This window comes from Actinopolyspora sp. BKK2 (genome assembly GCF_011291845.1).
Classification (GTDB): Bacteria; Actinomycetota; Actinomycetes; order Mycobacteriales; family Pseudonocardiaceae; genus Actinopolyspora; species Actinopolyspora saharensis.
In genome coordinates this window covers 494181-518683 of the sequence record NZ_JAANTE010000001.1, presented here as the reverse complement: position 1 = coordinate 518683, position 24503 = coordinate 494181, and the positions used below count along the sequence as shown (strand labels likewise).

Here is a 24503-nt window from a genome sequence, read left to right as displayed (position 1 = left end):
TGTCGGGGAAGGTGAACGGATACTGTGGATGTGACGGAAGTGAACGGTGCGCGGACTCTGGTCGTCGACGACGAGCCGAGCATCCTCGAACTGCTGACCTCCGCCCTGCGACTGAGCGGTTTTGAGGTGCGCGGGGCGGACAGCGGGGAAGCGGCGTTGCGCGCCGCGGAGGAGTTCCGGCCGGACATCGTCGTGCTGGACGTGATGCTGCCCGACATCGACGGGTACGCGGTGGCGACCCGGCTCCGGGAGGGCGGAAATTCCGTTCCCGTGCTGTTCCTGACCGCGCGGGACGCCGTCGAGGACCGGATCGCCGGCCTCACGGCAGGCGGTGACGACTACGTGACCAAGCCGTTCAGCCTGGACGAGGTGGTGCTGCGGCTGCAGGCGATCCTGCGGCGCGTCCAGCCCGCGCAGCAGGACACCTCGGCGAAGCTGCACTACCACGACCTCGAACTCGACGAGGACACCTACGAGGTCCGTCGCGGGGGTCGTCTGGTCAACCTCTCGCCCACCGAGTTCAAGCTGCTGCGCTACCTGTTGATCAACTCCGAGAAGGTGGTCAGCAAGGTGCAGATCCTCGACAGGGTGTGGAACTACGACTTCGGCGGGGACAGCCGCATCGTCGAGTCCTACATCAGCTACCTGCGCCGCAAGATCGACACCGAGCCGCCGCCGTTGATCCACACCATCCGCGGCGTCGGGTACATGCTGCGGTTGTCGCCGGGGTCGCGATGAGAGCGCTGCGCACCGTGCGCGGGCGGCTGACGCTGCTGCTCGTGGTGGTCTCGGTGGTCGGGCTGACCTCGATGGGGTTCGCCAGCGTGTCCCTGCTGGAGCGGTCGCTGACCGAGCGGGTGGATCAACGCCTGGTCGAGATGTCGCGCCCCTGGGAGCAGGGGCGGCGGATGCCGCCGGGGCCGCCGGCCGAGGAGGACGGCGATCACGGCGGAGTGCCCACCGACTTCCGGGTGCTGTTCTTCGACGCCGCGGGCCGCGCCACCGAGATGCTCGGCCGCTCCGGACGGGGGGACGGTGGCCCCGCGCTGCGCAGCCGCCCGTCGGACTCCTCGATCAGGACGGTTCCGGACCGCGCCGACGGCGCGCCGTGGCGGGTGCGCGCGGTCACCCTGCCGGACGGCGAGACCATCGCGCTGGCGCTGTCGCTGTCCGGTGTGCACGCCACGGTGAATCGGCTGGTGGTCATCGAGCTGGTCGTGGGCGGGGTCGTGCTCGTGGTGCTGGCCGTGGCCGCGGCCGTGACGGTGCGGCTGAGCCTGCGCCCGTTGATGCGGATCGAGCGCACCGCCGACGCCATCGCGGGCGGGGAGCTGCAGCGGCGGATCCCCGATCAGGACTCGCGCACCGAGACCGGGCGGCTGGGGCTGGCCTTGAACACCATGCTCGGCAGGCTGGTCGACGCGCTGCGGCAGCGCGAGCGGTCCGAGCAGCGGCTGCGCCGGTTCGTCGCGGACGCCTCGCACGAGTTGCGCACCCCGTTGACCTCGATCCGCGGCTTCGCCGAGCTGTACCGGCGCAGCGATCGGCCCGGCGAGGAGGACGTGCGGGCGATGATGGGGCGCATCGAGTCCGAGGCGGGTCGGATGGGTGGTCTGGTCGAGGACCTGATCCTGCTGGCCCGGTTGGACCAGGAACGTCCCCTCGACCTCGCCGAGGTGGATCTGCTCGCCCTGGTGCGGGACGTCGTCCACGACGCGCGGGTGCGCGCCCCCGACCGGGAGGTCGTGCTGGAGACGCCGGACAGCCCGCTGCGGGTGCTCGGTGACGGGCAGCGCCTGCGGCAGGTGCTGACCAATCTCACCAACAACGCGCTGGTGCACACCACGCCGGGGACCGGGGTCACCGTGACCGTCGCGCACGGCGTCGCGAGCGAGGGGGCGCTGTCCGCCGCCGGGGCCGAGGTGTCGGCGGAGACGCCGTTGGCGGTGGTCTCGGTGGCCGACGGCGGCCCGGGGATCTCCCCCGCGGACGCGGAACACGTCTTCGACCGCTTCTACCGGGGCGAGGAGGAGCGATCCCCCGGCGGAACCGGGCTGGGGCTGGCGATCACAGCGGCGATCGCCGAGGCGCACGACGGTCGGGTGGAGCTGCACGCCAACGAGCGCGGGGGCAGCACGTTCCGGCTGCTGCTGCCGCTGTCCTGAGCCGAGCAGCGGCGGTGCCCGCGTGGAGTCGTCCTGCGGGAGTCGTGGCCGTCCGCTTCAGTGGTGGCGCACTCCGCGGCCGGACAGCACGGCGCGGTATCCCTCCCGGTAGGTGGGGTGGGTGAACTCGAAGCCGGTGGCGAGGAGCAGGTCGTTGCGGAAGCGCTTGTCCGCGGGGCGCCCGGCGGCGGGGGCGTTACTGGCGGGGCCGGGGACGTCGAGTTCGGCGGCCAGGAAGTCCAGCACCTCGGCGCGTTCGGCCGGCCGGTGGTCCACTCCCACGTACACCGGGTCCGGGTGCGCGACCTCGGTGGTCAGGTGGACGATGGCCGCGGCGGCGTCGTCGCGGTGGATGCGGTTGGTGTAGCGCGGCGCGGAGGAGCTCTCGGCCGTGCCCGCGCGCACCCGGTCGACGAGCGAGGTGCGTCCCGGTCCGTAGAGCCCGGCCAGCCGCAGCACGACCGCGTCGGGGCGCCGTTCGTGCAGCATCCGCTCGGTCTCGGCGAGCACCGCGCCGGTCTCCGAGCTCGGGGCGGTCGGGGTGGTCTCGTCGACCCAGCCCTCGGTGGCCCCGTACACGGCGGTGGAGGACACGAACAGGATCCGCGGGGAGATCCCGGCCCGGTCGATCGCGTCGAGCACGTTGCGGGTTCCGTCGGCGTAGGTCCGCCGGTAGCCGTCCGCGTCGCGCCGGTCGGCGGTGAGCACGATGACGACGATCGCGGTGTCGGCGGGCACGGACGGCAGCTCGCGCGTGAGGTCGACGGACTGGCCGGTGATCCCGGGGGGAAGCCGGTGCGTCGACCGTCGCAGCCCGACCACGTCGCGGCCCGCGGCGGCGAAACGCAGTCCCGCCTCCGTGCCGAGGTCGCCGCACCCGGCGAGCAGCACCGTCATCCTCGCTCCTTCGTCGTTGCCGTGCCCGCGGCGTCGCGCGGCACCGAGCGGTGCCGCGGGGACGGGGCGCGGGCCCGTTCCGCTCGGGGAGGAACCGTACCTCCCGCAGCGCCGCGTGCTGCTCGGCCGGTCCCGGACGGGGCTTCGGCGAGTACTGGGCGGCCGTCCCGCCGCGTTCCGGAGAAGCTCCCCGAGGGCGGGTGGAGGAGGAGCGCCCGCCCTCAATCGGTTTGTTGTCACTGTGCTTTCAGTATTAAACGAAATCAATCCTCACGGATCCAGCGCCGCCGGCAACGATCACCACCCCGAAAAAGCACTAGAGTGGTGGCATGAGCTTTCCCGGCTCCACCGACCCGGTGCTGATCGCCGATGGTGGCTTGGCCACCGAACTCGAGGCGCGCGGGCACGACCTCTCGGACGCGCTGTGGTCGGCCCGGCTGCTCGCGGAGGCCCCGGAGGAGGTCGAGGCTGCGCACCTGGCGTTCTTCCGCGCCGGATCCGTGATCGCCACGACGGCGAGCTACCAGGCCTCGTTCGCGGGCTTCGCCGCGCACGGGATCGAACGGGGCGAGGCCGTGGGGCTGCTGCGGCGCGGCGTCGAGGTGGCCCGCAGGGCGCGTGCCGCGGTCTCCGGTGACGGGCGGCAGCGCTGGGTGGCGGCCTCGGTCGGCCCGTACGGGGCGTTCTTGGCCGACGGTTCGGAGTACCGGGGGCGCTACGGGTTGAGCGTGGACGAGCTGCGCCGGTGGCACCGCCCCAGGTTGGACGTGCTGGCCGAGGCCGGTGCGGACCTGCTGGCGCTGGAGACGGTGCCGGACGTGGACGAGGCGCGGGCCCTGGTGTCCCTGCTGGAGGGAACCGGGGTGCCCGCGTGGCTGTCGTACAACGTGGCCGGAGGGCGCACCCGTGCCGGGCAGCCGCTGTCCGAGGCCTTCGCCGTGGCGGCCGGGGTGCCCGAGATCGTGACGGTCGGGGTGAACTGCTGCTGCCCGGACGAGGTGCCTGCCGCCGTGGCCACCGCGCGCCGGGTGACGGGCAAGCCCGTGATCGTCTACCCGAACAGCGGCGAGGGCTGGGACGCGGTGCGCGAGGACTGGACCGGACCGGTCCGCTACTCGGCCGAGCTGGCTCGGCAGTGGGTCGCCGCGGGTGCGGAGGTCGTGGGCGGGTGCTGCCGGGTGGGTCCGGCCGCGATCGCCGAGCTCACCCGAGCGGTGCGGGACGCGCGGTAGCCGTCCCGGACGGCGCGAACGCGGTGCCTGCTCGGACGCGCGGTGCTCACTCGGAGGATCCCGGCTCTCGTGCGGACGAGCGCGCGGCCGGGTAGGTGCGCCCCTTCCAGCTCGTGCCGTGGCCGTACCGGTGTCGGCGGGCCGAGTCGAGCGTCATCAGCAGGTACAGCGCGGCCGTGGCGGGAAGCAGCGGGGCCGCCGCGCGCGGTTGTCCGTAGTAGCCCAGCATCGGGGCGAAGGTGCCCGCCATGATCGCCCAGGCCGCGGCGCCGAGCAGCAGCGCCGCCGGTCCGCCGCCGGTGAGGCCCGCGATGGTGACCGCGGGCGGGCCCAGGAACACCAGCGCGAGCCCGAGCGCGGTCGCGGCCAGCAGCGTCGGCGAGTGGCGCAGCTGGGTGTAGGCGCTGCGGCTGATCATGTGCCACAGGTCCCGCAGCCGGGGGTAGCAGCGCACGCTGCGGACCTTGCCTGCCAGGCCGAGCCAGACGGCGCCGCCGGCCCGCTTGACCAGGCGGGCCAGTGCCACGTCGTCGATCAGTGCCCCGCGGATGGCCGACAGCCCACCCGCCCGTTCCAGCGTGGCGCGCCGCAGCAGCACGCAGCCGCCCGCGGCCGCCGCGGTGCGGTGCGCGGTGCGGTTGACCAGGCGGAACGGGAACAGCATGGCGAAGAAGTACACGAACGCGGGCACGATCAGGCGTTCCCAGCGGGTTCCGGTGCGCAGCACCGCCATCTGCGAGACGAGGTCGTAGCCGCTCTCGCAGGCCCGCACCAGTTCGGTCAGCGAGCCGGGGGCGTGGGCGATGTCGGCGTCGGTGAACAGCAGCCGGTCCACCCGCCCGGCCTCGACCACCCCGTGCGCCAGGGCCCGGGTCTTGCCGGTCCAGCCCGGTGGTGGGGCCCCGGGCGAGGTCACGGTCAGCGGGAGTTCCGCACCGGGCGCGCGGGCCAGCGACTCGGCGAGCTCGCCGGTTCCGTCGTCGCTGTCGTCGTCGACGAGGATCACCCTTGCCCGGCCGGGGTAGTGCTGCGCCAGCACGCTCGGCAGGGTTCGCGGCAGGACGTCGGCCTCGCGGCGGGCGGGGATGACCACGGCCACCGACGGCCAGTGGTCCGGTTCGGTGCCGCCGGGCAGCCGTGGGGCGGTGCTCCAGAAGCGGCCGCGGCAGGTCAGCAGCCACAGCCACACCGTGAGCACCACGCCGCCCGCGATCTCCCAGCCGATCACGCGGACAAGCCTGCCAGAACGCGCGCGGGCGGGCAGCCCGGAGCGCGGGACTACTCGAACAGGGTGGGGTCGCCGGCCCCGTAGCGCACGATCTCGCCCTCGTCGTCGGAGAAGTCGATCACCGTGGTGGGCAGGGTGCCGCAGTCGCCGGAGTCGACGACGGCGTCGACCTCGTGGCCGAGCCGCTGCTTGATGTCCCACCCGCTGGTCATCGGCTCCTCCTGCTCGGGCAGCAGCAGGGTGCTCGACAGCAGCGGTTCGTCCAGGGTGTTCAGCAGCGCCTGCGCGGTGACGTGGTCGGGGATGCGCACGCCGACGGTCTTCTTCTTGGGGTGCAGCAGCCTGCGCGGCACCTCCTTGGTGGCGGGCAGGATGAAGGTGTAGCGGCCCGGGGTGGCGGCCTTGATCGCGCGGAACACCGTGTTGTTCACGTTGACCAGCTGGCCGAGCTCGGCGAAGTTCCGGCACACCAGGGTGAAGTGGTGGTTGCGGTCCAGGTGGCGGATCGCGCGGATCCGTTCGAGACCGTCCTTGTTGCCCACGCGGCAGCCGAGGGCGAAGCAGGAGTCGGTCGGGTAGACCACCAGCCCCTCGGAGCGCAGGATCTCGGCCACCTGGCCGAGCGCGCGGCGTTGCGGGTTCTCCGGGTGCACTTCGAAGTACTGCGCCATGTGCCGAGCCTAGGCCGTTCCCCGGTGCCGGTGTCGACAAGCACAGCCGTTCGGCGTGGTCGTGGGCTCGCCTCAGCCGCGGTCGAGCTCGACGACGGTGAGTCCGCTGCTGGTGGGCACGGGGTCGTTCATCGCCGCCAGCTCCGCCGGGACCCCGTCCAGGCCGATCCTGTTGCCGAGCAGCCGGTGCAGTTCGAGTCCGGAGGAGGCCACCGTCCGCAGCATCTCCGGGTACTCGTGGGCCTGCAGCCCGTGCGTGCCCACGATGCTCAGCTCGCGGGCGATCACCAGGTGCATCGGGATCGGCGGAACGCCCTGCTGCGGGGGCATCAGGCCGAGTTGGACGTGCACACCGTGGGTGCGCAGCGAGGCCACCGAGGCCGCGCAGGTGCTCGGTTGTCCGACGCAGTCCAGCGAGACGTGGGCGCCCCCGCCGGTGATCTCGCGGACCGCCTCGCCCGCGTCGGGGGTTCGGCGTCCGTCGACCGTGGCCACGGCCCCCAGACTGGTGGCCAGGTCCAGCGCCTCGGTGGAGAGGTCCACGGCCACCACCCGGGCTCCGGCCGCGGCCGCGAGCATCACGGCCGAGATGCCCGCGCCTCCGCAGCCGTGCACCGCGACCCACTGGCCTGCCTGCGTGCCGCCGCGCCGCAGCACCGCGCGGAAGGCGGTGGCGAAGCGGCAGCCCAGGGTGGCCGCGGCGGTCGAGTCCAGCTCGTCGGGCAGGGCCACGAGGTTGGTGGTGGCCCGTTCGACGGCGACCTGCTCGGCGAAGGAGCCCCAGTGGGTGGCGCCGGGCTGGAACTGGTGCGCGCAGACGTGCTGGTTGCCCGCCGCGCACTGCGGGCACGTGCCGCAGGCGCACACGAACGGGACGGTGACCCGGTCGCCGAGGTTCCAGCCGCGCACCCGCGAGCCCAGTGCCGCGATGCGTCCGGCCAGCTCGTGTCCGGGCACGTGCGGCAGGGTGACGTCGGGCTCGTGTCCCTGCCAGGCGTGCCAGTCGCTGCGGCACACCCCGGTGGCCTCGACCGCGATCACCGCTCCGTCCGGGGAAGGGGTCGGGTCCGGCACCGTGCGCACCTCGGGCACGGCTCCGAACTCGTCGAACACGACGGCGCGCATCGCGGCGGCTCCTTCCGGTGGCGGAGTGCGTGGGGACCGCCGCCAGCTTAGGCCCTCGGACGGACGGGCCGCGTCCGGCTCCGGATCCGGCTCGGGCGTGGCGAGCCCGCGCGGGAGCTCAGTCGTGCGGAGGTGCGGAACCGGGGCGGTGTGCGGTGCCCAGCGCGTCGACGGCCTCGGGGATCGAGGTGCTGCCCTCGATCAGTTCGAGGGTCAGCCCGCTGCCCCCGGGACGGGTGAGCAGCTCGGCGAGCACGGCGGCCACGTCCCGGCGCGGGACGGAACCGGGGGTCACCGGGGGCGGGGACAGCTGCACCAGTCCCGCCGCTTCCGCGTCGGTCAGCCTGCCGGGGCGGACGATGGTCCAGTCCAGGCTCCTGGAGCGCAGGTCCTGCTCCGCACGGGTCTTGGCGTCGATGTAGGCCTGCCAGATCTCCCCGGCGTCGGGGGCGGGCGGCTGCCCGGCCCCGATGGTCGAGATCTGCACGAAGCGCGGCACCCCGGCCCGCTCGGCCGCCTCGGCCAGCAGCACGGAACCTGCCAGGTCGAGGGAGTACTTGCGGTCCGCTCCGCTGCCGGGGCCCGCGCCTGCGGCGAAGACGACCGCGTCGGTTCCCCGCAGCACCTCGGCCGTGTCCGCGCCGGAGCTGCGCTCCAGATCGAGCGGGACCGGTCGGGACCCGGCGGTTTCCAGGTCGGCCGCCTGGTCGGGTTGCCGGATCAGCCCGAGCACCTCCTCGCCCCGGCGGGCGAGCAGCTCGGTCAACCGCAGGGCGATCTTTCCGTGTCCACCGGCGATGGCGATGCGCATGTCGCTCCTTTGCGCGGAGTCCCTGCCCGAGGAGCCGGGAGGTCCCGGCTCCGGAGCGGTTCGGTGTGGTGTCGCGTACCGCTCGACCGTATCGCCTCAGCGGCCCCGTGCCCGGCGCAGCGGGGCCGGGCTCTCCGAGGCCGTGCGGGTGGGTCGCGTGCTCGGCCGGGCACCGACCCGGTGGCGTGGGCGGGGTGGTGCGGTGCCCGGACGTCGGATCAGGTCAACCGCTCACCGCAGGGTGGACAGGAGCTCGTTGGCCAGCGGTTCGGAGGAGGCCGGGTTCTGTCCGGTGTAGAGGTTGCGGTCGACGACCACGTTGGGCGCCCACGGCTGTCCCTCGGAGAACTCGGCGCCGAGGGCGACCAGCCTGTCCTGCAGCAGCCACGCGGCCTTGTCGGCCAGCCCCGCCTGGCTCTCCTCGGTGTTGGTGAACCCGGTGAGCCGGTACCCGGCGAACGGGCTGGTGCCTCCCCCGCCTTCGGTGGCCAGCAGGGCCGCCGGGGCGTGGCAGACGACGCCCAGCGGTTTGCCGGAGTTCAGCGTGTCGGTCAGCAGCCGGGCGGAGTCGTCGTTGACGGCCAGGTCCTCCATGGGGCCGTGCCCGCCGGGGTAGAACACCGCGTCGTAGTCGGACAGCCGCACGTTCTCCAGCTCCACCGGGTTGGTGAGCTCGGTGGCCGATTCCAGCACCGCCGCGATGCGGTCGGCCTGCTCCTGGCCGCCGTTGGCCTCGGCGGCCAGGCTGGACTGGTCGACCGTGGGGACCACACCGCCGGGGGTGGCCACGGTGATCTCGTGCCCGGCTCCGGTGAACACCTGGTGCGGGGCGGCGAACTCCTCGGCCCAGTAGCCGGTGGGGTGCTTGGTCCCGTCGGCCAGGGTCCAGTGGTCGGCGCCGGTCATCACGAACAGTATCTTCGCCATCTCTTTCGCTCCTCCGTCGTTGCTCCTCGCCCGTGGCGAGGTCGCGGGTTTCCCGGTTGGTCCGTTCGGACGGACGGTTTCGACCGTAGGCCGCATTGCCATTGTTCAGCCAATAGAGTTCTCGTTATGGCCCATAGGAACAATGATGGATCCGGAGGGGGCTCCGGGAGTTCGGGCGGGCCGTTGGAACTCGGGCTGCTGCGCACGTTTCTCGCCGTGTACCGCTGCGGGGCGTTCAGCGCGGCGGCGCGCTCCTCGGGGCTGTCCCAACCCACGGTGACCGGGCAGGTGCGTTCCCTGGAACAGCGGCTGGGGCGGCAGCTGTTCGAGAGGGTGCCGAAGGGAGTGGTGCCCACGAAGGTGGCCGACGAGCTGGCCGCCGAGGTGGCGGGTCCACTGGACACGCTAGCCGCCGTGGCCGAACGCGGCAGCGCGGAAGGCGAGGTCCCGCCCGAGCCGGTGCACCTGGCCGGTCCGGCCGAGTTCCTCAGCGTGCGCGCCCTGCCCGCCTTGGGGGAGCTGGTCGAGCGGGGAGTGCGGCTGCGGGTCACCACGGGGTTGGCCGACGAGCTGCTCGAGGGGCTGCGCGCCGGGCGGTTCGACCTGGTGGTCTCGGCCGTGCGCCCGCGCGGGCGCACGGTCACGGCGGTCCCGCTCATGGACGAGGAGTTCGTGCTGGTGGCCGCGCCGGCCTGGGCCGAGCGCCTCGGTGCCCTCACCCCGGGCGATCCCGGCCCGCTCGAGGAGGTCCCGCTGATCACCTACGCCGAGGACCTGCCCATTCTGCGGCGCTACTGGCGTCACGTCTTCGGGCGCAGGCTGACCGCGCAGGCCGCCGTGGTGGTGCCCGATCTGCGCGGGGTGCGGGCCGCGGTGGTCGCCGGTGCGGGAGTGACCGTCCTGCCCCGTTACCTGTGCCGCGAGGAACTCGGCTCCGGGGCGCTGGTTGCCCTGCTCGACCCCGCCGACCCTCCGCTCAACACGGGATTTCTGGCCCAGCGCACCGGGGCGCCGGAGCGCGAGCACGTGGCGCTGGTGCGCGAGCGGCTGCTGACCGGGATCGGCCCCGGGTGAGCCGGGGCGGCGGTGCTCACTCGGTGTCGGCGACGACGTGCCGCAGGTCCAGCTCGGGTTTGAGGCGCTGCAGCGAGCGCATCGAGATCTCGTCGGTGAACACGGCCAGCGTGGTGCCGTCGGCGCGGTCGAGCACCTCGCTGCTGTGGGTGTGCAGCATGGCGCGCTGACCGGGGTCGCCGACCCGCCGCACCACGGTGTAGGGGAGCTGTTCCAGCTTCAGGGGGGAGCGGAACTCCGACTCCATGCGCTGGGTGACCACGTCGAACTGCATCGGTCCGACCGCGGCGAGCACGGGAGCGCCCTCCCCGCGCGTCTCGGAGTGCAGCAGCTGGATCACGCCCTCCTGGACGAGTTGCTCCAGCCCGCGGCGGAACTGCTTGGACCGCCCGGGATCGGTGGTGCGGGCCACGGCGAAGTGCTCCGGGGTGAACTGGGGCATGCCGGGGAAGCGCACCGCGGGTTTGCCGGTGTAGAGGGTGTCGCCGACCCCGAGTGCGGAGGCGTTGACCAGTCCGATGACGTCTCCGGGGTAGGCCCGCTCGACCGTGTCGCGTTGCTGCCCGAACATCTGCTGGGCGTACTTGGTGGAAAAGGAGCGCTGGGTGCCCGCGTGGGTGGCCACGAGGCCGCGTTCGAACTCGCCCGAGCACACCCGCGCGAAGGCCACCCGGTCCCGGTGGGCCGGGTCCATGCCGGTCTGGACCTTGAACACGAACGCGGAGAACGGCTCGTCGATCCTGCGGGGGTTGCCGTGCTCGTCGGGCCGGGCCGAGGGCGCCGGGGCGTGCTCGAGCAGCACGTCGAGCAGGTGGCGGACGCCGAAGTTCTGCACGGCGGAACCGAACAGCACGGGGCTGGCCTCGGCGCGTGCGAACGCCGCCACGTCCATGTCGTCGCCGGACTCGGTGAGCAGTTCGGACTCCTCGGTGGCGCGCTGCCACTCGTCACCGACCCGCTCGGCGGCCTCGTCCGCCGACATGTGGTGCTCGGGGGCCACGGTGGCCCCGCCCGAGGTGCGTTCGAAGCCGACGAACTCGCCGTCCCTGCGGTCGAGCACTCCGCGGAAGTCCCCGGCGATGCCGACCGGCCAGGTCAGCGGCATGGGGCGCAGCCCGATGCGGTCGCGCAGCTCGTCGCACAGCTCGAGAGCCTCCCGGCCGGGCCGGTCCCACTTGTTGACGAAGGTGATCACCGGGATGCCCCGGTGGCGGCACACGTCGAACAGCTTGACCGTCTGGGGCTCCAGCCCCTTGGCGGAGTCCAGCAGCATCACGGCGCAGTCCACGGCGGAAAGGACCCGGTAGGTGTCCTCGGAGAAGTCCGCGTGGCCCGGGGTGTCCAGCAGGTTGATCACGTGGTCGTGGTACTCGAACTGCAGGGCCGCCGAGGTGATGGAGATCCCGCGGGTGCGCTCCATGGACAGCCAGTCCGAGACCACGCCCCGCCTGCCCGCCTTGCCGTGCACCGCGCCGGCTTCGGAAATCACCCTGGCGTGCAGCGCCAGTGCCTCGGTGAGCGTGGACTTGCCCGCATCGGGGTGGCTGATCACCGCGAACGTGCGCCTGCGCGCGGCCTCCTGGGCCGGATCGGCGGTTCGGTCGGCCTCGGAAAGTTGCCGTGTCTGACTCATCTTCTCTCCCGGTGCGGGAAGCTGGCGGGGTCGGCCCGGGCCGTGGGGTGCTCACGTCCGGCGCGCACGGAGAAATGGTCTCGTGCCACGGGGGACGGACGACGACACGGTGCTCCGGACTGCCGGGACGCCGCGGTTCGGTTTCCCGCGAGGCGCGTTTTCCCACCGGGAAAAGTAACATTCACGTGAGCGTAGACTTCTGGGCAGTCGGCTCGTTCCGTCCCGCTGAGCTGGGACGTCGCCCCGGCGCGCGAGGTTCTCGCGACCGCGGCGGGGCCGCGCCCGACCAGCCGCTCGCGGCCTGCAGTGGTGCGGGCTCACTCGGCCAGCTGGTCCAGCGCGGTTTCGATGGTGCGGTGGAAAGTGGGATAGGCCAGGATCATCCGGCGCAGCTGGGCCAGGTGCGTCTGGGTGTGCACGGCGACCGCCAGCGCCCCGAGGACCTCCCCGCCGAGCGGGGCGACCACGGTGGCCCCGAGGGGGATGTCGCGTTCGGTGTCGGCCACCACTTTGATCACCCCCTCGTTGCCCGCCTTGTGGATCCAGCCGCGGGGTGCGGACGGGATCGCGGCCACGCCCGTGCGCACGGGCAGGCCCTGCTCCCGCGCCCGGGACTCGCTCATCCCCACCGAGGCCACTTCGGGGTCGGTGAAGGTGACCGCGGGCTCGGCGCGGTAGTCGGCGGTTTCCTCCCCGTTGCCGAGAACGTCGGCGGCGGCGATGCGCGCCTGGTAGATCGAGGTGTGGGTGAACGCCCCGTGGCCGGTGACGTCCCCGACGGCCCACACCCCTTCGGCGGCGCGCATGCGTCCGTCGACGTCGATGGTCCCGCCGTCCTCCGGCAGCCCGAGGTTGCCCACGCCCAGCGCGGCCAGGTCCGTGCGGCGTCCCGTGGTGACCAGCAGCTGCTCGGCGGTCAGCGTTTCCCCCGAGTCGAGCTCGAGGGTGAAGTGCTTCCCGTCGTGGTGCACCCGAGTGGCCGAGGTCCCGGTGCGCACGGTGATCCCCTCGCCGGTGAACACCTCGGTGATGCAGGCCGAGGCCTCGGGTTCGCTGCCGGGCAGCAGCCGCGGGGAGGACTCCACCGCTGTGGTGGTGACGCCGAACCGGGCGAAGATCTGGGCGAATTCCATGCCGACCGGCCCGCAGCCGAGCACCACCAGCGAGGAGGGCAGTTCCCGGGCCCGCACGGCTTCGCGGTTGGTCCAGAACGGCGTGCCCGACAGTCCCTCGATCGGGGGGACGGCCGGTTCGGTGCCTGGGTTGAGCACGAGAGCGCGGCGCGCGCGCAGGACCTGCTCGCCGGAGGAGGTGGACACGGTCACCTCGCCCGGGGCGGTGACGCGTCCGAGGCCGCGGAGGAAACGACCGCCGGTGCTCTCGAAGCGCTCCACGGCGGTGCTGTCGTCCCAGTCGGTGGTGGCCTCGTCGCGGATCCGGTCGGCCACCCGGGTCCAGTCCGGGCTGACCCGCGCGTCTCCGGCCAGCCGGGGGACCCGGCGCGCTTCGGCGAGGGAACCGGCCCCGCGCACCATCATCTTGGTGGGGATGCAGGCGTAGTAGGGGCACTCCCCGCCGAGGAGGCGGTTGTCCACGCCGATCACGTTCAGGCCCGCCGTGGCGAGTCGCCCCGCCACGTCCTCGCCGCCCGGGCCCATCCCGACCACCACGGCATCGACTTCTTCGTCGGGCATGCCGACCTCCCGAGGTAGGAAGCAGGGGAAAGCACGCAGGCCCCAGCACAGCACCGCAGCGCGGCAGGCGCACGGCGATGTCGGGACATCGCTCCGGGAACGGGTGGCAAGGCCCCAACCCCTGGTGGGCACGCGAGAATCCTCACCCGCGTGACTCGGTGATCGTCCGGAGTGTCCCGTGGTCGAGACGCCTGCCCGCGAGGTAGGCACGGGGGATGGCTGCGTCGACGCGCCGTGGTTTCCTGGTCCGGCTCGGGGTCGGGATCACGGGCATGATGATGAGTGGGGGAGCCGCCGCGGCGGAGCCGCGGCGGGGTTCGCCCGACGGTCTGGTGCGCGCGAGTCCGGAGGAGCTGGGGGTGGACCCCGGCGGGATTCTGGACTTCGCGGAGGGGTTGGAGAAGGCGGGGTTCGCCGGGCACGGCTTCGTGCTGCTGCGGCACGGCAGGGTCGCGGCGGAAGGCTGGTGGGAGCCCTACACCTCCGACGCCGCGCAGCTGACCTACTCGTTGACGAAGAGCGTGCTGGGCACCGCCGTGGGGTTCGCGGTGCAGGAGGGCAGGATCCGGCTCGAGGACCGGGTCGTGGACGTGTTGCCCGACCTGCTTCCCGCGCGGGTGTCGGCGAACCTCGCCGCGATGCGGTTGCGCCACCTGCTGACCATGACCGCCGGGCACGCCGCGGACCCGATGGAGAGAACGCGGCTGCCCCGTTCGGCGCCGAGCACGGAGTGGGTGCGCGCCCTGCTGAGCAGGCCGGTCGAGCACCCGCCCGGCACGCGGTTCACCTACAGCAACGGTGCCGCGATCCTGGCCACGGTGATGCTGCACCGGGTGGTCGGGCGGAGCGCGCGGGATTACCTCGAACCGAGGCTGTTCGCCCCGCTGGGCATCCGCGTCGGCCGCTGGGAGGAGTTCGCGGACGGCGTCAGCGCGGGCAGCAGCGGGCTGGCCCTGCGCACGGGCGACATCGCCAAGTTCGCTCAGACGTACCTGCGTCGGGGGGTGTGGAACGGCGAGCAGGTCGTACCGCGGTTCTGGGCCGAGCGGGCCACGGGCAAGCGGGTCGACACCCCCGGGCGGGGTCCGGAGGAGTCCGCGGGATACGGGTACTTGTTCTGGCGCGGCAGGCACAACACCTTTCGGGGGCACGGAGCGCTGGACCAGTGCGCGGTGGTCATGCCGGACCAGGACGCCGTGCTCGCGACCACCGCGGAGCGCCACGGAACGGTGCTCGGGCTGGCCTGGCGGACCCTGCTTCCGGCGATGGGGGCCGCGCCCTCGGTGCCGGGGCAGCGGCTGGACGGGAAGCTCGCAGCGCTCCGGCTGCCGGTGGTGCGGGGGGAGAGCTCCCCGAGCTCGGCCGAGCGCTACTGCGGCAGCTACGTGTTCGACGCGAACGAGCTCGGGCTGGAAAGGATCACGCTCGATTTCACCGGGGACCGGTGCTCGGTGGAGCTCGTGGACGGGCGGGGCAGTCATTCCGTGGTGTGCGGACTGCGGCGTTGGATCGAGTCGACCAGCACTCTGTCGGCCTCCGCGGTGCTGCTGCCCGGTTCGGCGGCCGCGAAGCTCTACCAGGCCCCTCCGCGGACCCGCGTCGCCGGCTGCGCGGCCTGGCCCGCGGCCGACACGCTGCGCATGACGTGGCGGTTCCTCGGAACTCCGCACGCCGACACCGTGACCCTCGGGTTCGGGCACGACTCGGTGGAGGTGGAGTTCGCCAGCAGCGTTTCCCGCCGTGGTTCGGGCTCCGACGACAGGCCGGTTCTGGTGGGTTCGCGGCAGCGGTGAGCCCCGACCGTCGTGGCGCCCGGAAAAGGGGGACCATCGGAACTAAACCTTTGGTATAGTTCCGAAGGTAGGATCCTAGAAGGGAGGACGGCGGGATGAGTCAACGACCGGTCGGTCGTGAGCCGATCACGAACCGGCAACTGAAGGAATACGCCACCGGGCTGGTCTGCGGGGTCGCGGTGGTCCAGGTCCAGGTGGCACTGCTCGCCGACAGCAGGCCGAACCTGGTGACCTGGTTGCTGCTGATGGGGGTGGGCATCTGCGCGCTGGCGTTCTGCCTGCGTCACCGGACAGCGCTGCGGCTGCGCGCCTACGGGAACTTCTTCGCGCACGTGCTGACCTACGTCATCGTGAACGGCTTCTTCTGGGGACACGCCGCGGTCCTCGGGCTGTCCGGGCGCGGGGAGGTGCTGACTCCCGGATGGTTCGGCGCGCTCGTCCCGCTGAGCGTGCTCTGGGGCATCGGACTCGTGGTGCACACCTTCGGCGCGTTGACCAGCAGGGGCTACGACGATGTCGCTGTCTGAGGACGCCCGTCACGTCGACCGTCTCTCCGACTACGAACGGCAGGTGCTCTCCTCGTGGTCGGACACGCACAAGAAGAGCACGCTCATGCTGTTCGTGCTCCTGGCGCTCACCCGTGGAGCAGCCTGGTCCGGTGACATCCAGGGGTTTCTCGCCGAGACGTCCGCCGGGCACCTGACGGTCGACGAGCAGAGCCTGCACCGCAACCTGCGCCGGCTCGAAGGGCTCAACCTCATCACCCACACCCGGCGAGCGGCGCCGGGTACCGGTGTGCGGCGCAAGATGTACGAGCTCACCACTTCCGGGGAACGTGTCCTCGCGGCGTATCTCGAAACGACGATGTCCTACCTGGACGATCCGGGTTTTCTGGCGGCGGTGCGCGCCGGACGAGATCCCGGGTCCTGAACGCCTGGGATGGCAGTGGTCCCCTTCCGGGGAGCGCGGCTCGAGGGGATCCCGCGGAGGGATCGCCCCGGGCACCGGCACGTCGGAATGGGTCTCGGTCAGGCGGCTCGGGGCAGCATGGCCACCTCGGAGTGCGACCCGGCCGCGGGCTGCCAGTCCACGCCGAGTCGTTTGGCCCGGTACATGGCCGTGTCGGCCGAGCGCAGGGCGTGGACCAGCCCTGGAGCGGGCTGCCCGTCGGTGCGGAACACCCCGATGGAGGCTCCCACGCGCACCGCGGTCGTCTCGGTGATCCCGACATCGGCCGTGACCACCGCGGCCACGCGGGCCCAGTCGACGCCGGGTCGGACGGCCATGACGATCTCGTCGCCGCCCACTCTGCCCAGAGCGGCGTCGGGTCCCAGCGCTCGCCGCAGCCGTCGGGCGACGATGTTCAGCAGCTGGTCGCCGGCCGCGTGCCCGTGGGTGTCGTTGATGCGTTTGAAGTCGTCGAGGTCGAGCAGGGCGAGTTCGCACGGTGCGCGCAGCCGTGCGGAGATCGTCGGTTCCCACGCGCGTCGGTTCGCGAGTCCCGTGACGGGGTCGGTCAGCGCTTCGGCGATGTCGGAGCGGTGCCGCCGTTCGAGCTCGTCGAGCTCGCGCCGGTGGCGTTCCCGTTGGCCCGCGAGCGCGAGGCGACGACTCCTGCGTTCCCGGGCCAGCGCGCGCTCGTTCCGGACGCGGTCCGCGATCCAGCAGCCGAGCACCACCGCCGTCACCGCCGTCGGGAGGACGTTGCTCACCGCGTCCTCCCGGAAGGCGTCTTCGGCGGCAGCGTCGGCCCGGCGCGGTCGGCGGGGGACCAGGGCGCGAACCGCCCGCGAGCGCGTGGCTCAGGTCGGGACGAGCACCGTGCGGCGTGGCCCGATCCGCTCGATGCCCCGCGTTCTCGGCGCGAGGGGTACGTCCTTCCGTGCGGCATGGTCGGTTCGCACTCCCAGGTGTTGCGCGATCACCGGTGTGGTGAGGTCACCATATCGGGTCGAAATCGTCCTGTGATCAGCATAGTAGGCTGTGCGACCTGTCGTCGTTCCCGCATTCGGATTACAGAGGACTCGGGCGCCCATCCGGGAACGCACGTCCCGCGCTGAGCACGAGGGCGGGCTCGCGCAGCTTCTGGAGATCGACCAGCGGGTCACCGTCGACCACGACCACATCGGCGGCCAGTCCCGGCCGCAGCGCGCCGGTCTCCGCGGCGAGCCCGAGTCCGCGGGCGCTGGCCGTGGTGGCCAGTTCCAGGATCCGCTCGGGCGGAACGCCGATGTGCTCGTAGAGCTCCAGCGTGCTGACCGGATCCCCGTGGTGGGAGACGGGCACCCCCGCGTCGCTGCCGAACAGCAGCGGAACCCCGTGGTCCCGCAACCAGCGCAGTCGTTCGGCGATGCGCTGGGAGCGCTCGGGACCGAGCTTGTCCCACATGGCGCGCCACTGGGAGGGCAGCGCCGGGGAGGCGGCGATGTCGCGCGCGGCCATGGTCGCGGCCACGGAGTCCCGCAGGTCCACCGCGCCGTCGGGGCCCATGAAGGTGCAGTGCTCCACGGTGTCCACCCCGACCTCGACCGCCGCGGCGATGACCTCGGAGGTGTAGGCGTGCACCGCGACCGGAAGTCCCAGGGCGTGTGCCTGCTCCACGATCAGGGACAGCTCGTGCGGGGTGAACTGGGCATCGGTCATGCGCGGCCCGTCGGGACTCGTCTGGCCCCCGTTGGCCATCACCTTGATCACGTCGGCGCCGCGGCGCGCGTTGTCACGCACCCGGGAGCGGATCTGTTCGGCACCGGACACTTCGCCGCCGAGGAAGGAGCAGTGCCCTCCGGGCGGGGTCAGGGGAGCGCAGGCGGCCCGGATCCGCGGGCCGGCGACCTCGCCGCGCTCGACGGAGCGGCGCAGCTCGGTGATCAACCCGTCCCGGTCCCCCAGGTCGCGGATGGTGGTCACCCCGGCCGCCAGGTGCAGGCGGGCCCGCTGCCCCATGGCCGCGAGCAGCTCCTCGTCGGTGGAGGCGCGCAGCGCGGCGGCCGGGTCCGCGCCGGAGTCGAAGCCGAGGTGCACGTGGCCGTTGACCAGACCGGGCAGAATCGTCGCCTGTGGATGGTCCAGCCGGTGTGCGTCGGGAGCGGCCCGCTGCTCGACCTCGGCGACCGTGCCGACCGCGGTGATCCTGTCGTCGTCGATCAGCAGGGCACCGGGGGAGAAGCGTTGTCCGCGCGGTCCGACCAGCAGTTGATGAGCGCTCAATAGTTGCTGCACAACGGCACGATACCGTCGGCGGGAATTCCCGACGACGTGCTTGCGCGGAATGATCACGGCATTAGACTCCGCGCCCGGAGGTTTTATGCTCTCACGAATCGGAAGACCGCGGGAATGGTTGCTCCGGCGGAGGTGCCGAACCCTGTTGCGGGACCTGGACGTTCCCGCACCGCTCGACGTCGGTGATCTCTGCCGCAGGCTGGGGGAGCAGCGTGGCCGCCCCATCGAGCTCTACGAGTACCCGATCAGGGTTCCCGGCCCGTTCGGGCTCTGGTTCCGGCTGCGGGACCGCGACGCCATTTTCTACCAGCGGGAGAGCGTGCGCTGGCACCAGGACCACATCATTCTGCACGAGCTCGGCCACCTGCTCGGGCAGCATCCGAGCGACGCGGGAGTGCTGGACGCGGACACGGAGGTGATCCGCAACGATCCTCCCACCGAGCTGGACTGGCAGGAAGGCGACGAGGGCGATGTGAGCCGGCGCAGGCGCACCTGCTACGACGACCGATACGAACGCGAAGCGGAACTGTGTGCCACGATCATCCAGGAATGGGGTTCGGTGCTCGCGGCGGATTCCGCACCGGCGGATGATCCGGCCGAACAGCGGATCAGCCGGAGTCTGACTCACCACCAGGGATGGCGCTAGTGCTTGTCACCTTCACCCTGCTGTTATGGGCCGGTACCGCGCTCAAGGGGCTCCAACTCCTGCGGGCGCCCGACGACCGGCTGCTGCGCACGGTCGCGAGCGGCCTCGCCACGGCTGCCATCGCCTTCACCGTCGGGCGGCATCCCGTGGAGGGCTGGCTCGACGGTGTGTACCCGGGCATTCCCAGCCTCGTGCGCAACCTCGGGATGACCGCGGCCTTCTACCTCGTGCTCGCGTTCTTCGTCTACAGCGCGCAGCAGCACCGGCGAGCGGTCGGGGAGATGCTGCGCCACCGCGCGATCGTGGGCGGGCTGCTCGCGCTGGCGGTGCTCACGTGGGCGCTGGCTCCCGCGCAGGTGCGCCTCGACCCGCGTGCCGCCTCCTACGAGGGGTTCGGCCACGCCACGGTGTTCCAGGCGCTGGCCGCGCTGGCCACGTTGTACAGCGTCTTCCACGCGCTTCGCCACGGGGTGCGCCGCGTTCGGACGGCGCAGCGCAGGCACCTGCGGATCGGGTTGTCCGTCCTGGTCATCGGGCTGGTGGGGGCGCTGCTGGCGAATCTGCTGTCGGTGGTCATGACGCTGATGGGGATCGTGCTGTCCCCGCAGGCCCCGGCGCTGACGGCCGCCCAGCTGGCCTATGTGGTCGTCATTCTGTTCGGCATCCCCGGGGTGGCCTTCGGGCTGGCCTACCCCATCGTGGCGGGCATGGTCGCGGCCATGCCCGTGTGGTGGCGGCACTGGCGGCAGCACCGTGCGCTGCGTCCGCTGTGGTCAGAGGTGACCCGGGCCTTCCCCGCGCTCACGTTGCGCCGGACCATCGGGGCGGTGCGCCCGTGGAGCATCCACGCCCGCAGGTATCGCCGGGCCTGCGAGATCAGGGACGGTCTGGTGATGCTGGCTCCGTACTACCCCGCCGCGGAGCGGGAGGACGCGGAGGGAACGGCCACCACCGAGCGCTGCGCCGCACGACTGCGCGAGGCGCTGCGGGCCCGCGCCGAGGCCCGTGCGGACGGCAGTGAACCCGTGGGCGGCGAGGTCGCCACCGTGCTCGCGCCCCGGAACGGGGGCGGCGCTGGGATGGATGCCGACATCCGGTGGTTGGTCGAGCTGTCCACCGCGCTGCGCAGGGGTCAGTTCGTGGAGTCGGGCTGACCTCGCCTGGGGGCGTCGTCCTCGAGAACGTCGAGCATCGCCAGGATCTGGCGCCGTGTCAGGGGGCTGGCCTCGCCCGCGCGCAGCGCGATCGCGCGGACGTCCCGGTCGATGAGCCTCGCGCGGAGCGTTTCGTCGTCGGTACTGTGGGATTCGCCGTCGTCGCCTGCCAGGAAGCTCACGGTCACCGGTGCGGTGTCCGGAGCCCTGTGGTCGTTGAAGAAGCCGGCCAGCGCGGTCAGGACGTTCAGACCGGGGTTGGTGTTGCGCCCGTTGCGCAGACCGTCGATGTAGCTGCGGGACAGACCGGTCCGCTCGCCGACGTAGCTGTTCGAGTATCGACGACGCCGCCCGGAATCATCCACATAGGTGACTTCGTCGAAGAGTCTGCGCAGTCGGGACACGAACACGGAGGAGCCGTGCTCGTCGGCATGATGCCTGCGCATGCGGCCTCCCGAATGGTCCGGACCTTGCGGGAGCACTATATCTAGCCCGCGCCGTCGGCGACACCGGCCGCTGCGGCGTCGCGTGCTCACCGCTCGGTGGGCACCACCGTGGCGGCCTCCAGCACGTCGTGCAGGCTGTTCCGGGGGCGGAAGGCCGCGCGTTGCCGGCTCGCGCTCGTTCCGCTGCGCAACAGGCGCGTGACCTGGTCCCGCACCGCTTCGCGGTCGCCGTAGGCCTCCAGCGTCGGATCGAGGTAGTCCAGCAGGCGGTGCACCTGCTCGGCGGCGGGGTGGGCCCGTGCCGTGGCCGGGTCGACCAGCTCGCCGGAGAGGCCGGAGCGGGCCGCGCGCCAGCGGGCGGCGCACTCCAGTTCCGGCGTGGTCCGCGGCAGCGGGCTCCCGTGGCGTTCCTCGGCCACGCAGCGGGCGGTCAGCGCCCGCGCCAGTCCCGCCAGCATCACGGTGTGCTCCGGCCGCGGAACCACGTCGCAGATCCGGAACTCCACGGTGGCGAGGTGCTCGGAGGGGCGGACGTCCCAGTAGAGCATCCCGCGGTCCTGCAGCACCCCGACGTCGACCAGCTGCTGCGTCGTTGCCACGTACTCGGCATAGGACTCGCAGATCCCCGGCATGCCCGAGCTGGGCCACTGCCACCAGATCTGCGCGCGGTAGCTGTCGTAGTTGGTGTCCTCGCCCCGCCAGAACGGCGAGTTCGCCGAGAGCGCCAGCAGCGTCGCCATCCACGGACGTGCCCGGTTCATCACGGCCACGGCGAGATCGGGATCGCTGACCCCCACGTGGATGTGACAGCCGCACACCACCTGTTCGCGGGCGACCACACCGAACCGGGCGAGCATTTCCTCGTAACGCTGCTTCGGGGTGATCACCGAGCGGTGCGAATCGGGGTAGGTGCCGCTGGCCACCAGGCGCTCCCCGCGCCGTCCCGCCGTCTCGACGAGGTCGTTCCGCAGCCGGACCAGCGCCGAGCGCAGCTCGTCCAGCTCGGAGCAGACCGGGGTGGACAGCTCGACCTGGGAGGACAGCAGTTCCGGGTCCACCTGTCCCGATCCGGTGATCCCCGACCGCTCGCGGGCCATCTGCGGCCCCGACTCGGAGGGCTTCCCGGTGGTGGAGTCGACGAGGTGGAACTCCTCTTCCACACCCAGGGTGTGTTTCTCGACCACGGCATCACTCCCGGCGAGAGGGGGTGTTCCCCACCCCCATCCTTGCCGAGGGAGCTCCACAGCGCCAGGCCGATCCCCGTGGGAAGCTGCCGGAGCGGCGGGGAGTGTGGCAACGTGATCGTGTGTTGCTCGGCCGTTGCCGAGCACGTCGAACGCAGCGGGATAAGGAGCCGAACGTGGAATACCGGCAGCTGGGACGTTCCGGACTTCGGGTGTCGGCGTTGACGCTGGGCACCATGACCTTCGGCGGGGAGGGCATCTTCGGCAACCTGGGAGACACCGATCTCACCGGGGCCAGGCGGCAGATCGACGTGTGCCTGGACGCCGGGGTGAACCTCATCGACACGGCCAACATGTACTCCACGGGCACGGCCGAGGAGATCGTCGGGGCGGCGCTCGGGGACAAGCGCGACGACGTGCTGATCTCGACCAAGGTGCGCATGGCGATGGGGGACGGGCCGAACGACGCGGGGCTGTCCCGGCAGCACATCATCCGCCAGGCGGAGGCGAGCCTGCGCAGGCTGGGAACCGATCACATCGACCTGTACCACGTGCACGAGTGGGACGGGCAGACTCCGCTGGAGGAGACGCTCGAGGCGCTGGACACGCTGGTGCGCTCCGGCAAGGTCCGCTACCTGGGGGTGTCGAACTACTCGGGCTGGCAGCTGATGAAGGCGCTGGCCACCGCCGACCGGCACGGGTACCAGCGCTTCGTGGCCAACCAGATCTACTACTCCCTGGAAAGCAGGGACGCCGAGTACGAGCTGGTCCCGGCCTCGGTGGACCAGGGGCTGGGGATCCTGGTGTGGAGCCCGCTGGCCGGTGGGCTGCTGTCCGGCAAGTACCGGCGCGGGCAGCAGAGCTCGGAGGGCAGGCACCTCACCGAGTGGAGCGAGCCGCCCGTGCGGGACGAGAGCAAGCTCTACGACACCATCGAGGAGGTCGTGGAGATCGCGCAGTCGCACGGCGCCTCGCCCGCGCAGATCGCGCTGGCCTACCTGCTGCGCAAGCCGGCCGTGTCCTCGCTGGTCATCGGGGCGCGCAAGGACGAGCAGCTGCGGGACAACCTGGGGGCGGCCGAGGTGCGGCTCTCCGACGAGGAGTTCGCCAGGCTCGACGAGATCAGCGCGCCGTGGTTGATCTACCCCCACTGGCACCAGGCCGCCGTGGCGGCGGATCGCTTCGGTCCGGCCGATCGGGCGCTGCACGGCTGAGCTCCGCGGCACCGCTCTCCGCGGAGAGCGGTGCCGTTGCCCCGCGCCCTCGTCTCCGGAGCGGGCCCTGCCGCGGACGGACCGCGGCAGGGCCTCGCGACAGGGCCCCGCGGCAGCGGCGGAGCGGTTACCAGGGGGTGAGGGTGAGCGTCACCGAGGTGGGAGCGGTGTCCTCGACGTAGGGGGCGAAGCCTGCGACGTCGTCGAACGCGAAGCCGTAGGCCTTGCCGTCGACGGTGTTGGCGTGCATCACCTTCGCGTAGTGGTTGGTGATGTCGGTCCCGTAGAAGTCGCCCGCGCTGCTCGCGGGCTGGTCGGTGACGTTGTGCAGGGCGGAGCGGTTGAAGCCCGCGCCGAGGATGGCGGCGACCGGTCCGCGGGGGGCGGATCCGGCGGCCAGCTCACCGTCGCAGAACAGCACGTCGCGGGTGCTGGGGCGGGCGAACTCCCCGACGTCGCCGTCGAAGACGAACTTGTCGCCGGAGACGCTGCCGGTGTAGACCCCGGTTCCGATGTCGACGCTCATGCTCGTCGAGCGGTACTTCTCCCAGACCCGGTCGATGTAGGAATCGAAGTAGGTCTCGGAGAAGTTGCCGAGGTCGAGCGCGTGCCCCGGGGCGACGACGCGGCGGTCGCCCTGCCGCAGGTTCTCGAAACCGGGGATGGAGCTGATCTCGGAGAAGATCCGCTGCCGTCCGCCCGCGGGGATCGTCCCGGTCGTCTGGTCCCGCGCACCGACCAGGTGGATGGCCGAGGGCACGCTGAACATGTCCACCATGGTGGTGTTGCAGTGCATGCCCCTGTCGTTGAGGGTGAACTCGAAGGTGTCGTGCAGGACCGCGTTGCTCGCGTCGCTGGGAACCCAGCCCGCGGGGTACTGCAGCGCGGGCTCGCCCGTGCCGCTCTCGACGACCTTGAACTTCAGCTCCCCGTCCAGGGCGAAGTAGATCCGGCCGGACATGGGCGGTATCGAGAGGGTGGTTTCCCCGCTGCCGTTGAGCGGGATGCCGTAGTGGGCGTAGCCGTCCGATCCGTTGTCGGACATGGAGACGGGCACCAGCCGGCCGTCCGCGGTGACGTGGCAGTGCTGGTTCGCCGAGTTGACGCCGACGATGTAGAGCGTGATCGACGTGTTGGCGAATTCGCCGGTGTTGTTGACCACCGTCAGCGGCAGCGAGGCGGCCGCGGAGTTCTGGCTGCCGAGGGGCGCGCCGGAACGGGGGGTCGCGGACGCGGCCGCCCCGAGGGCGGGCACGGCCAGCGCGGCGGTCGACATTCCTCCGAGGAAGGCTCTCCTGTTGAACACGGTGTCTCCTTTGGGGGCCGTGTGTCGGGTACGACCCGAAGGGGTCCAGACCAGTCTGGTGGCGGCCTGACCGATCAAGCATTC

General features: G+C 72.0%; 23 protein-coding genes. 10 read left to right on the top strand and 13 right to left on the bottom strand.

The features are described 5' to 3' along the window. The first annotated feature begins 24 nt into the window (after window positions 1-24). Window positions 25-738: a response regulator transcription factor gene (locus G9Q41_RS02405; protein WP_165631428.1), complete on the top strand. Its 714-nt coding sequence runs from the start codon at window positions 25-27 to the stop codon at window positions 736-738. Then, window positions 735-2165, top strand: coding sequence for a HAMP domain-containing sensor histidine kinase (locus tag G9Q41_RS02400; RefSeq protein WP_165631429.1), 1431 nt, complete (start codon window positions 735-737; stop codon window positions 2163-2165). Before G9Q41_RS02405 ends, G9Q41_RS02400 begins: the two co-directional genes overlap by 4 nt. 57 nt (window positions 2166-2222) lie before the next feature. Here the strand turns inward: G9Q41_RS02400 and G9Q41_RS02395 are convergent, their stop codons facing one another. Then, entirely contained in the window at window positions 2223-3062 is an 840-nt protein-coding gene (locus tag G9Q41_RS02395; protein ID WP_165631430.1) for an NAD-dependent epimerase/dehydratase family protein, read from the bottom strand. Window positions 3063-3391: 329 nt separating this feature from the next. On the opposite strand from G9Q41_RS02395, the gene mmuM reads away from it, so the two are divergent. Beyond that, complete coding sequence (mmuM, locus tag G9Q41_RS02390; RefSeq protein WP_165631431.1) at window positions 3392-4294, top strand: homocysteine S-methyltransferase; 903 nt, start codon at window positions 3392-3394, stop codon at window positions 4292-4294. A gap of 46 nt (window positions 4295-4340) precedes the next feature. Here mmuM and G9Q41_RS02385 read toward each other — a convergent pair whose 3' ends face one another. The 5 genes from G9Q41_RS02385 to G9Q41_RS02365 all read right to left on the bottom strand — a co-directional run bounded on the left by G9Q41_RS02385 (window position 4341) and on the right by G9Q41_RS02365 (window position 9056). Continuing rightward, a complete protein-coding gene (locus G9Q41_RS02385) occupies window positions 4341-5522 on the bottom strand; it encodes a glycosyltransferase (protein ID WP_165631432.1) in 1182 nt (393 codons plus the stop codon). Between the two features lie 50 nt (window positions 5523-5572). Next, window positions 5573-6193 carry an L-threonylcarbamoyladenylate synthase gene (locus G9Q41_RS02380; RefSeq protein ID WP_165631433.1) on the bottom strand — a complete coding sequence of 207 codons (621 nt, stop codon included), beginning with the start codon at window positions 6191-6193 and terminating at the stop codon, window positions 5573-5575. A 72-nt stretch (window positions 6194-6265) separates the two neighbouring features. Then, on the bottom strand, window positions 6266-7318 hold the full coding sequence (locus G9Q41_RS02375; RefSeq protein ID WP_165631434.1) for a zinc-dependent alcohol dehydrogenase family protein: 1053 nt from the start codon (window positions 7316-7318) through the stop codon (window positions 6266-6268). 118 nt (window positions 7319-7436) lie between these two features. Further along, window positions 7437-8129, bottom strand: a complete 693-nt coding sequence (locus G9Q41_RS02370; protein WP_165631435.1) for an SDR family oxidoreductase — start codon at window positions 8127-8129, stop codon at window positions 7437-7439. Window positions 8130-8360: 231 nt separating this feature from the next. Further along, on the bottom strand, window positions 8361-9056 hold the full coding sequence (locus G9Q41_RS02365) for a type 1 glutamine amidotransferase domain-containing protein (RefSeq protein WP_092521293.1): 696 nt from the start codon (window positions 9054-9056) through the stop codon (window positions 8361-8363). A 126-nt stretch (window positions 9057-9182) separates the two neighbouring features. Here G9Q41_RS02365 and G9Q41_RS02360 point away from each other — a divergent pair, with 126 nt between their 5' ends. Then, window positions 9183-10130, top strand: a complete 948-nt coding sequence (locus tag G9Q41_RS02360) for a LysR family transcriptional regulator (protein ID WP_165631436.1) — start codon at window positions 9183-9185, stop codon at window positions 10128-10130. 16 nt (window positions 10131-10146) lie between these two features. Here G9Q41_RS02360 and G9Q41_RS02355 read toward each other — a convergent pair whose 3' ends face one another. Both G9Q41_RS02355 and G9Q41_RS02350 read right to left on the bottom strand, forming a co-directional pair. Next, the gene (locus G9Q41_RS02355) at window positions 10147-11763 is read right to left on the bottom strand and encodes a peptide chain release factor 3 (RefSeq protein ID WP_092521296.1); all 1617 of its coding nucleotides are present in this window, start codon (window positions 11761-11763) and stop codon (window positions 10147-10149) included. Between the two features lie 317 nt (window positions 11764-12080). Further along, window positions 12081-13457 (bottom strand): NAD(P)/FAD-dependent oxidoreductase, encoded by a 1377-nt coding sequence (locus G9Q41_RS02350; RefSeq protein WP_165631437.1) that lies wholly within the window; start codon window positions 13455-13457, stop codon window positions 12081-12083. A gap of 215 nt (window positions 13458-13672) precedes the next feature. Here G9Q41_RS02350 and G9Q41_RS02345 point away from each other — a divergent pair, with 215 nt between their 5' ends. The 3 genes from G9Q41_RS02345 to G9Q41_RS02335 all read left to right on the top strand — a co-directional run bounded on the left by G9Q41_RS02345 (window position 13673) and on the right by G9Q41_RS02335 (window position 16180). Next, window positions 13673-15250 (top strand): serine hydrolase domain-containing protein, encoded by a 1578-nt coding sequence (locus tag G9Q41_RS02345; RefSeq protein ID WP_165631438.1) that lies wholly within the window; start codon window positions 13673-13675, stop codon window positions 15248-15250. A gap of 95 nt (window positions 15251-15345) precedes the next feature. Next, window positions 15346-15777, top strand: coding sequence for a 2TM domain-containing protein (locus G9Q41_RS02340; protein WP_165631439.1), 432 nt, complete (start codon window positions 15346-15348; stop codon window positions 15775-15777). Then, a complete protein-coding gene (locus G9Q41_RS02335) occupies window positions 15764-16180 on the top strand; it encodes a helix-turn-helix transcriptional regulator (protein WP_165631440.1) in 417 nt (138 codons plus the stop codon). Before G9Q41_RS02340 ends, G9Q41_RS02335 begins: the two co-directional genes overlap by 14 nt. Before the next feature lie 98 nt (window positions 16181-16278). Here G9Q41_RS02335 and G9Q41_RS02330 read toward each other — a convergent pair whose 3' ends face one another. Both G9Q41_RS02330 and G9Q41_RS02325 read right to left on the bottom strand, forming a co-directional pair. After that, window positions 16279-16962, bottom strand: coding sequence for a GGDEF domain-containing protein (locus G9Q41_RS02330; RefSeq protein ID WP_347567427.1), 684 nt, complete (start codon window positions 16960-16962; stop codon window positions 16279-16281). 301 nt (window positions 16963-17263) lie between these two features. Further along, entirely contained in the window at window positions 17264-18469 is a 1206-nt protein-coding gene (locus tag G9Q41_RS02325; protein ID WP_347567428.1) for an amidohydrolase family protein, read from the bottom strand. A 145-nt stretch (window positions 18470-18614) separates the two neighbouring features. Between G9Q41_RS02325 and G9Q41_RS02320 the strand changes: the two genes are divergently transcribed. Further along, on the top strand, window positions 18615-19115 hold the full coding sequence (locus tag G9Q41_RS02320) for a hypothetical protein (protein ID WP_242687014.1): 501 nt from the start codon (window positions 18615-18617) through the stop codon (window positions 19113-19115). Further along, window positions 19115-20269 carry an MAB_1171c family putative transporter gene (locus G9Q41_RS02315; protein WP_165631443.1) on the top strand — a complete coding sequence of 385 codons (1155 nt, stop codon included), beginning with the start codon at window positions 19115-19117 and terminating at the stop codon, window positions 20267-20269. The genes G9Q41_RS02320 and G9Q41_RS02315 overlap by 1 nt, the downstream gene beginning before the upstream one ends. Here the strand turns inward: G9Q41_RS02315 and G9Q41_RS02310 are convergent. Next, on the bottom strand, window positions 20248-20715 hold the full coding sequence (locus G9Q41_RS02310; protein WP_165631444.1) for a helix-turn-helix domain-containing protein: 468 nt from the start codon (window positions 20713-20715) through the stop codon (window positions 20248-20250). The two genes, G9Q41_RS02315 and G9Q41_RS02310, sit on opposite strands and share 22 nt — an antisense overlap. An 86-nt stretch (window positions 20716-20801) precedes the next feature. Then, on the bottom strand, window positions 20802-21899 hold the full coding sequence (locus G9Q41_RS02305; protein WP_165631445.1) for a glutamate--cysteine ligase: 1098 nt from the start codon (window positions 21897-21899) through the stop codon (window positions 20802-20804). 176 nt (window positions 21900-22075) lie between these two features. On the opposite strand from G9Q41_RS02305, the gene G9Q41_RS02300 reads away from it, so the two are divergent. Continuing rightward, on the top strand, window positions 22076-23113 hold the full coding sequence (locus G9Q41_RS02300) for an aldo/keto reductase (RefSeq protein ID WP_165631446.1): 1038 nt from the start codon (window positions 22076-22078) through the stop codon (window positions 23111-23113). Between the two features lie 127 nt (window positions 23114-23240). Here G9Q41_RS02300 and G9Q41_RS02295 read toward each other — a convergent pair whose 3' ends face one another. Beyond that, window positions 23241-24419: a beta-1,3-glucanase family protein gene (locus tag G9Q41_RS02295; protein WP_347567429.1), complete on the bottom strand. Its 1179-nt coding sequence runs from the start codon at window positions 24417-24419 to the stop codon at window positions 23241-23243. Between the last annotated feature and the right edge of the window lie 84 nt (window positions 24420-24503).